Below are 3,420 nucleotides of genomic sequence, written 5' to 3' on the forward strand. Positions count from 1 at the left end.
TTGAAGCCGCTGCCGTTAGCGATTCTCATGGCCCACGTCAATGTCTCAATGCCGCCCGGTGGCGCGATCGCGGCTATTTCTGGCAGGAACGGCACCAGAAGGTCGACCGGCCCGATTGTACCACCCGCTCGACCGTGCCGCCGCACGGGCAGGTCTCGCCCTCGCGCCCGTAAACGCGCCATTGCTTGGCGAAATAGCCCAGCTGTCCGTCGGGCCGGGCATAATCGCGCAGCGTCGATCCACCCGCCAGAATCGCGTCGGTCAGCACCGCCTTGATCGCGGCCACCAGCGGTTTCAGCTTGGCGGGGCCGATCTGCCCGGCGGCGCGCAGCGGCGAGATTCGCGCCATGTTGAGCGCCTCGCAGACATAGATGTTGCCCAGGCCCGCGACGATTCGCTGGTCGAGCAGCATCGCCTTGATCGGAGAGGCGCGGCCCGCCAGGCGCTCGCGCAAATAGGCGGGGGTGAATTCGTCGCCCAGCGGTTCCGGACCCATAGCGGCGAAGGAGGGGAAGCTCGCCAGCGCATCGGTGGTCACCAGGTCGACCGAGCCGAAGCGGCGCGGATCGAACAGTGATAGCCGGTGCCCCGATTCGGTCTCGAGCACCAGATGGTCGTGGGTGCCGATCTCTTCGGGATCGATCCGCCACCGCCCCGACATGCCGAGATGGAACACCATCGAATCGCCCCGGTCGGTGCCCAGCAGCCCGTATTTGGCCCGCCGGCCGAGCGAGATGATCCTGGCCCCCGTCATGCGCTGGCCAAGATCGACCGGGAAGGCGCGGCGCAGGTCCGCGCGGCGCGCGACGACACTGGTCAGGCGCACGTCCTGCAGCACGGCGGCGAGCCCGCGCACGGTGGTTTCGACTTCGGGAAGCTCTGGCATAAAAAGCGCTGCTATCAGGCTTTGCGCCGGGCACAAAGATGCTTACATGGCGGCCATGACCGAGACAGTGCCCTTTGGCTATCAGGATATCGACCCGGCGGAAAAGCAGGGCCGGGTTGGCGGCATCTTTTCGAACGTCGCGGGCAAATATGACATCATGAACGATGTCATGTCGGGCGGCATGCATCGGCTGTGGAAGGACCGCTTCGTCCGCCGGGTCAAGCCGCGCGCGGGCGAGGACATTCTCGACATGGCCGGCGGCACCGGCGACATCGCCTTCCGCATGGTCCAGTCGGGCGCGAACGTCACCGTCGCGGACATCAACCAGGACATGCTCGATGTCGGCATCGAACGCGCGGTCGCGCGCGGCGAGGACCGGCTGGTCTGGTCGTGCCAGAATGCGGAAGCCCTGAAATTCCCCGATCGCAGCTTCCACGCCTACACCATCGTCTTCGGCATCCGCAACGTCACCTATATCGACAAGGCACTGGCCGAGGCGCACCGCGTGCTCCGCTATGGCGGGCGCTTCTTCTGCATGGAATTCGCGACGACCGAATGGCCGGTCTTTGGCGAGGTCTACGATGCCTATTCGCACCATCTGATGCCGCGCCTGGGCCAGATGATCGCGGGCGATGCCGACAGCTATCGCTATCTCGCCGAATCGATCCGCCGCTTCCCCAAGCCGCCGGTATTCGAACAGATGATCAAGGACGCCGGGTTCACCGCCACCAGGGTCGAGCCGATCCTGGGCGGCGCGGTCAACATCCATAGCGGCTGGAAGGCGTGATGGGGGCAGGGCCGGCGCAGCGGCGGGGGTTTGGCATCCGTCCATGACCCGTCCGCGCACGCATATCCTGCGGCTCCTGAAATGGGGTCGCATCCTTGCGCGTCATGGGGCGCTGAAAGGTCTGGAGGCTGCGCCGCAGACCCCGCCCGAGGTCCGCCGCCTGTTCCGCCTCGCGCGCTTCGGCGCGAGCGTGCCTGCCGTTCCCGACTATGCCGGGGCCTTCCGCGCGATCGGCCCGGCAGCGATCAAGCTCGGCCAGACGCTCGCCACCCGGCCCGATCTGGTCGGCGAGGAAGCCGCGAACAATCTGCTGACGTTGCAGGACAGCCTGCCGCCGGTGCCGTTCGAGGATATCCGCGCCGAGATCGAGCAGGGGCTGGGCGGCCCGCTCGAGAAATTCTTCAAATTCGTCGAACCCATGCCGGTGGGAGCGGCCTCGGTTGCGCAGGTGCATCGCGGGCGGACGACCGACGGACGCGATGTCGCGATCAAGGTGCTGCGCCCGGGCGTGCGCAAGAATTTCGCGCGCGACATCGACACCTATGAATGGGCGGCCGCGCATCTGGAATCGCTGGGCGGCGAGGCCACGCGGCTGCGCCCGCAGCTCACCATCGCCAATTTCAAGCGCTGGACCTTGCGCGAACTCGACCTGCGGCGCGAGGCAGCGAGCGCGTCCGAGCTTGCCAGCGCGATGGATGGCCATCCGGGTTATCGCGTTCCCGCGATCGACTGGGACCGCACCTGCGGCACGGTGATGACGCTCGAATGGATCGACGGCATCAAGATTTCGAACCGCGAAGCCTTGATTGCTGCGGGCCACGACCTGCCCGATCTCGCGCGGCGGCTGGTACTCGCCTTTCTGCGCCAGGCGATCGCGGGCGGCTTCTTCCATGCCGACATGCACCAGGGCAATCTGTTCGTCGCCCCGGACGGCACCATCGTTGCGATCGATTTCGGCATCATGGGCCGCATCAACCGCCAGGCGCGCTTCTGGCTGGCCGAAATCCTCTATGGCCTCACCACCGGCAATTACCGCCGCGTCGCCGAGATCCATTTCGAGGCGCAGTACGTGCCGAGCTATCACAATGTCGACGAGTTCGCGACCGCGCTGCGCGCGGTGGGCGAGCCGATGCGCGGCAAGCCGGTGAGCGAGCTGTCGGTCGGGCAGATGCTCGACGGGCTGTTCGCGATCACGCGCGATTTCGACATGAAGACCCAGCCGCACCTGCTGCTGCTGCAGAAGACGATGGTGATGGTCGAGGGCGTCGCGACCCAGCTCGACCCCAATATCAACATGTGGGATGTCGCAGCGCCTTATGTGCGCGACTGGATCCGCGGCGAGCTGGGCCCGGAAACACTGCTCGCCGACCGGATCAACACCGATGTCGCGACGCTGCTGCGCCTGCCCGACCTGATCCGCCGCCTCGAGGAGCGCGTGCCGAAAAAGGGTGGCGCCCCCGAACCGCCGCCGGTGCCGAAAATCCCGCTGATCTGGGACCGCAAACGCCGCGTACGCGGCGGCGGCGGCTTCTGGAGCCATCTGGCCGCGCTGGTGATTGGCGCGGGCGCAGGCGCGGCAGCACTGCTGGCCTGGGTGCATTGACGTAATGCCTGCTCTCTCCCCTTGAGGGGAGAGACGCGAGACTTGGCAACTCGCTGCCTAGTCGCAGCTGAGAGGGCGTTAGCCAGCGCCACCGTCGCGCATCCCCCCTCCCAACCCTCCCCCCTGAAGGGGAGAGGGCTCTAT

3 protein-coding genes are annotated in these 3,420 nt (G+C 66.7%); 2 read left to right on the forward strand and 1 reads right to left on the reverse strand.

Annotated features, from left to right (window positions below; genetic code table 11):
- Window positions 1–73: 73 nt before the first annotated feature.
- A complete protein-coding gene (gene mutM / locus AX735_RS10440; RefSeq protein ID WP_066279451.1) occupies window positions 74–886 on the reverse strand; it encodes a bifunctional DNA-formamidopyrimidine glycosylase/DNA-(apurinic or apyrimidinic site) lyase in 813 nt (270 codons plus the stop codon).
- A gap of 55 nt (window positions 887–941) precedes the next feature.
- Between mutM and AX735_RS10445 the strand changes: the two genes are divergently transcribed.
- Both AX735_RS10445 and ubiB read left to right on the forward strand, forming a co-directional pair.
- Complete coding sequence (locus AX735_RS10445; protein WP_066279456.1) at window positions 942–1,673, forward strand: class I SAM-dependent methyltransferase; 732 nt, start codon at window positions 942–944, stop codon at window positions 1,671–1,673.
- 43 nt (window positions 1,674–1,716) lie between these two features.
- Window positions 1,717–3,276 carry a 2-polyprenylphenol 6-hydroxylase gene (ubiB, locus tag AX735_RS10450; RefSeq protein WP_066279453.1) on the forward strand — a complete coding sequence of 520 codons (1,560 nt, stop codon included), beginning with the start codon at window positions 1,717–1,719 and terminating at the stop codon, window positions 3,274–3,276.
- Window positions 3,277–3,420 lie beyond the last annotated feature (144 nt).

This window comes from Blastomonas sp. CCH1-A6, assembly GCF_001556365.1.
GTDB classification, from domain to species: Bacteria; Pseudomonadota; Alphaproteobacteria; order Sphingomonadales; family Sphingomonadaceae; genus Blastomonas; species Blastomonas ursincola.

Coding starts and splice junctions, on each gene's coding strand:
- ubiB (WP_066279453.1), top strand. CDS start 1,717: ATGACCCGTCCGCGCACGCATATCCTGCGGCTCCTGAAATGGGGTCGC.
- mutM (WP_066279451.1), bottom strand. CDS start 886: ATGCCAGAGCTTCCCGAAGTCGAAACCACCGTGCGCGGGCTCGCCGCC.
- AX735_RS10445 (WP_066279456.1), top strand. CDS start 942: ATGACCGAGACAGTGCCCTTTGGCTATCAGGATATCGACCCGGCGGAA.